The organism is Streptomyces sp. NRRL B-24572, assembly GCF_002156145.1.
GTDB classification, from domain to species: Bacteria; Actinomycetota; Actinomycetes; order Streptomycetales; family Streptomycetaceae; genus Streptomyces; species Streptomyces vietnamensis.
The window spans coordinates 1-4,558 of the sequence record NZ_MWIG01000767.1; the positions used below are offsets into that span (position 1 = coordinate 1).

At 75.0% G+C, this 4,558-nt stretch carries 5 protein-coding genes; 2 read left to right on the forward strand and 3 right to left on the reverse strand.

What is annotated here, in order from left to right; translation table 11 throughout:
- Together CCN56_RS35465 and CCN56_RS35470 are read left to right on the forward strand one after the other, a co-directional pair.
- Positions 1–649, forward strand: a 649-nt coding sequence (locus CCN56_RS35465; protein ID WP_143664726.1) for an aminotransferase class I/II-fold pyridoxal phosphate-dependent enzyme, incomplete at its 5' end; no start/stop codon positions are given.
- Positions 649–1,452, forward strand: coding sequence for a class I SAM-dependent methyltransferase (locus CCN56_RS35470; protein WP_086831890.1), 804 nt, complete (start codon positions 649–651; stop codon positions 1,450–1,452). The genes CCN56_RS35465 and CCN56_RS35470, both read left to right, overlap by 1 nt.
- Here the strand turns inward: CCN56_RS35470 and CCN56_RS35475 are convergent.
- From CCN56_RS35475 to CCN56_RS35485, 3 genes are all read right to left on the reverse strand, one after another.
- Entirely contained in the window at positions 1,431–2,525 is a 1,095-nt protein-coding gene (locus CCN56_RS35475) for a glycosyltransferase (RefSeq protein WP_086831891.1), read from the reverse strand. The genes CCN56_RS35470 and CCN56_RS35475 overlap by 22 nt on opposite strands.
- A gap of 144 nt (positions 2,526–2,669) precedes the next feature.
- Positions 2,670–3,542: a PIG-L deacetylase family protein gene (locus CCN56_RS35480; protein ID WP_086831892.1), complete on the reverse strand. Its 873-nt coding sequence runs from the start codon at positions 3,540–3,542 to the stop codon at positions 2,670–2,672.
- On the reverse strand, positions 3,524–4,558 hold a 1,035-nt coding region (locus CCN56_RS35485), incomplete at its 5' end, for a glycosyltransferase family 4 protein (protein ID WP_179200103.1). The genes CCN56_RS35480 and CCN56_RS35485, both read right to left, overlap by 19 nt.

Genomic DNA, 4,558 nt, shown 5'->3' on the forward strand with positions numbered 1-4,558 from the left:
CGTCGACGACGCCCACGGCTTCGGCGTCATCGGGGAGCACCGCCCCGACGAGACCAGCCCGTACGGCTCGCGCGGCAACAGCATCGTCCGCCACCTCGGCGAGTCCTACGAGAACCTGGTCCTGGTCGGCGGCTTCTCCAAGGCCTTCTCCTCGCTGCTCGCCTTCCTCGCCGTACCGAGGTGGCTCAAGGACCACCTCAAGGTGGCGGCCGCCCCGTACCTGTACTCGGGGCCCTCGCCGACCGCCTCGCTCGCCACCGCCCTCGCCGGACTCGACGTCAACGAGGAGCGCGGGGACGAGATCAGGGCCCGCCTGTACCGCATGACGGCCCGCGTCCTCGCCCATGTGCGGGGCCTGGGCATCGCCACCCCCAACACGGACGGCCTGCCGATCGTCGAGATCCCGCTCGGCGACGCCGAGGACCTCGACGCCGTCGCCGCCTTCCTGTGGGAGCACGGCATCTACGTGACGCTCGCGTCCTACCCGCTCGTCCCGCGCCACCGGGTGGGCTTCCGCATCCAGATCACCGCCGCCAACACCGACGAGGAGGTCGACCAGCTGTGCGCCGCCCTCACGGAGCTCGCCGCACGCTTCCCCCTCCAGTCCACCACCCGCCCCCTCGCGGCCGGAAGGCCGGCGGAGGAGTGATGGACCGGACCCCGCCGGACGCCCCGGAGAGGGGCCGGGTGCGCCGCAACCGGGACGCCGACTGGAACGCCTGGCCGGTCGACGACTACCTCACCGAGAACTACCGCGGGCTCCACCCCTACGACATCGGCGTCATCCGCCACCACGCGGCCGTCTACCGGCGCTTCGCCCCCGGCAGCCTCTCCCGCACCCTCGAACTCGGCGCGGGCCCCAACCTCTACCCGCTGATGCTCGCGGGCGCCGCCGCCCGCCACGTCGACGCCCTCGAACCCAGCGCCGCCAACGTCCGCTATCTGCGCGGACAGCTCACCCACGGCATCGACGACAGCTGGCAGCCCTTCTACGAGCTCTGCCGCTCCCTCGACCCGGCCCTCCCGGAAAGCTGCGCCGAGGCGCTCCGCCGGGTCCGGATCGTCCGCGGCACCGCAGACGACCTGCGCCCCGACACCTACGACCTCGCCTCCATGCACTTCGTCGCCGAGAGCGTCACCGAGGACGCCGACGAGTTCACCGCGCTCTGTGCCGCCTTCGTCCGCGCGGTCCGTCCCGGCGGCACGCTCCTCGCCGCCTTCATGGAGCGCATGCCGAGCTACCGCATCGGCGCCGGTCCCGTCTGGCCCGCCTGCCCGGTCGACGAGGCCGCCCTGCGGGCCGTCTTCGCCCCCCGCACCACCGGCCTGCGGATCGCCCGGCTCGCGAAGGACCTCACCCTGCCCGAGTACGGTGACACCGGCGTGCTGCTGCTCACGGCCGAACGGCCGTCCCCTCCGGTACCGCCGGTTCAGGCCAGCAGCTCCCGGTAGAGCGCCGCGTACCGGGCCGCGAAACGTTCGGGGCCGAAGTGGTCCTCGACCAGGATCCGCCCCCGCTCGGCGAGCATGTCCCAGGAACGCGGCTGGTCGAGCAGCCACGCCAGCTGCTGCCCGGTGCGGCGCGGGTCGCCCGCGGGGGCCCGCAGGACGGCGTGGCCGAAGTCCGCGAACTGGGGGAGGTCGCTGAGGATCGCGGGCCGCCCCGAGGCCAGCGCCTGGAGCACGGTGAGCGGGATGTCCGCGGCGTCGCGCAGCACGGACGGAGGGAACAGCAGCACCTGTACGGAGGCCAGCAGGGCGTGCATGTCCTCGACGTGGCCGCGCACCTCGAAGTCGGTGAGCCCCGCCGCGCCGGCCCGCTCCCGCAGCGCCTCGGCCGGCGCCTCGGAGTCCTGCCCCGGCCGTCCGCGCAGGGCGAGCACCAGCCGGAACCTGGCCCCCTCCCGGTGGGCCTCCGCCGCGGCGTCGATCGCGGCCTCCGCCCCGCCGCCCGGATCGGGGCGCCCCGCGAAGAGGACCGCGGGGAGTCCCTGCGGACGCGGCAGGTACGGCCAGTCGTCCAGGCCGATCATGGGAGGGACGACCCGCACGTCCCCGAAGTCCGCGGCCCGCAGTCGGCGGGCCATCGACTCCGACAGGGCGATTGTCGTCCCCAGCGGCCGGGTGTGCGTCAGGTACCTCGGGTCCGTCAGCCCGGTCACGGTGTGCACGACCGGCCGTCCGCCGAGCAGCAGCGGGCGCAGCCACGAGAAGACCGGAAAGCCGCGGCCGATGGTCAGAAAGGCGTGCACCAGGGCGACCCGGCGCGCGAACACGGCCCCGGCGAGCACGGACTGCACCCGTGCGGGGACGTGCGGCCCCCCGTCCCGGGAGAGGACGTGGACGGGCCGCCCGCGTCCCGGCGGGGGCGGCCGCCGGGCGGGCCACTGGGAGAACCAGACGAAGTCCACGTCCGACAGCGTCCCGAGGACGTCGGAGGCGAGCTGGGCGGCACAGCCTTCCGTCCCGTCCAGCGGGCCGCCGGTCAGGAGCAGGACACGGGGCCGCCGCTCACCGCGGGCCATCGGACACCTCCGCGGCCCGTGCTCCCGGTGCCGGGCGCACGGGTCCGGCCGCGGGCCCGCTCGCAGGTCCGGCCGCGATTCCGCTCGCGGGTCCGGCCGCGGTTCCGCTCACGGTTCCGCTCGCGGCGGAGCCGCCGGGGACGGTCACGACACACCTTCGGCGGTCCTGGCCCTGGTGCCGGGCCGACGGCCGGCGGTCGGCGACGCGGTCGCGGCTCCGGCCCCGGGCAGCAGGTACACCTCGGGCGCGCGCGGGATGCGGCCCCCGGGGAACAGGGCGTCGGTCTGCGTCCGGTAGCCCCGGATCAGCTCGTCCTTCCGGTCGAGGCCCCGCTCCCAGGCGCGGGCCACCAGCCGGTGCCGGTCGGCGAACCCGTCGTCGTCGGCGGCGATCTGGTTGTACGGGAAGTCGCTGTAGTACACGACCGGGCGGCCGCTCCGCTCGGCGGCGGTGCGGACCAGGACGTGGTCGGCGTGCCCGCCCACCCCCAGGGGCGCGAGCACCAGGCCGCCGGAACGGGCGGGCAGCAGCGCGTCGACGGTCTCCCCGACGGCGCGCAGCGTCTCGGCGTCGTACGCGGACACCCGGCCCCGGGACAGGTGCATCCGGTACGTCGGGTACACGTGCGCCAGTTCGGGCAGCAGCCGGGACAGCCGCTCCGTGCCCGGGCGGGCCTGCGGCCGCCGCCGGAACAGCCCGTCGACCAGGCCGACGTGGCGCCAGTCGACGTCGAGGAGTTCCAGGACCTGCCGGTCCTCCTCGCGCCGGTCGGCGAAGAGCTCCTCCGCGTCACGGGTCCGGGTCTGCCTCAGGTACTGCCGGGCGCAGAGGGTGTACGGCGGTGGCGCGGCCTCCGTGAACAGCGTGGCGACCGTCACCGGCGCCCGCCGCCCCGCCCAGCCGAGCAGCGCGCCGCAGGACAGGACGGCGTCGTCCAGGTGCGGCGAGAGCACGATCATAGGGACGCCGGAGCCGAGGACCGTCCGGACGAAGCTGGTCAGCGGGTCGTCTGCCATGACGCACCCCTCTTCCTCGGCCGCCGCGCGGTGGTGGGTGAGTCCACGAGCCGGTGGGCCAGGGCCAGGTAGCGGCCCGTCATCTCGTCCCAGGTGTAGTGCTGTGCGGCGATTCCTGAGCGGTGGCCGAGACGGCGGCGCAGCGCCGTGTCCGTGGCCAGCTCCGTCATCCGCGCGCCGAACGCCGCCACGTCGAACGGCTTCACGGCCACGTCTCCGCCGTCGCGCATCCAGCGCAGCGCCGGCAGGTCGAAATGGAGGACGGGTTTGCCGTACGACATCCCTTCCAGGGCCACCAGGCCGAAGGTCTCGTGCCGGGACGGCACCACCAGGAAGGCGCTGTCGCGCAGCAGTTGGCGCTTGCGGTCCTCCCCGGCGCACCTCACCCACCGGATCCGGGATCCGGGGTCGCGGGTGTGCGCGGCGACGAGCACGGCGAGCCGGCGTTCCTCGGCCAGGGAGCCGCTGCCCGCGAGCAGCAGGTCGAGCGGGGGCCGGGCCCGGTCGTAGGCGTCGAGGAGCAGGTCCAGGCCCTTGTTCCAGGTGTCGATCCGCCCCAGGAAGAGGATGAACCGGCCGGCCCCGAGCCGGGCCTCGTCGAGTCGGCGCTGCTCGACGCCGGTGGGGACGACCTGCACGTCGGCCCGGGGGCTGAGCCTGCGGATCGCCGATCCGTCCGCCGCGTTCCGCACCACGATGTGCCGGTAGCAGCGCAGGCCGAGCCGCTCCACCAGGAAGAACGGCAGGTGGTAGCGCCGCCACAGGGTCTCGGTGCCGCGCCCCTGGTGGATGCCGACGACGGGGGCGCCCGTCGTCAGGGGCAGCAGACTCGTCGAGAACGGGGGAGTGAAGCTCTCCAGCCACAGGTCGTGCCTGATCCGGCGGGCCGGCACGGCGGCACCGAGGACCGGGACGGCATCCGCTACGTCCGGCTGCCGGTGGGCCGGGCGGGCCCGCGCGCCGGGCGGCTGCTGTTCCTCGCGCTCCTGCCGTTCGCGGCCCGCCGGATCAGGCAC

Bases quoted from the DNA above. Each gene is read 5' to 3' on its own strand.
- CCN56_RS35470 (WP_086831890.1), top strand. From the start codon at position 649: ATGGACCGGACCCCGCCGGACGCCCCGGAGAGGGGCCGGGTGCGCCGC.
- CCN56_RS35475 (WP_086831891.1), bottom strand. From the start codon at position 2,525: ATGGCCCGCGGTGAGCGGCGGCCCCGTGTCCTGCTCCTGACCGGCGGC.
- CCN56_RS35480 (WP_086831892.1), bottom strand. From the start codon at position 3,542: ATGGCAGACGACCCGCTGACCAGCTTCGTCCGGACGGTCCTCGGCTCC.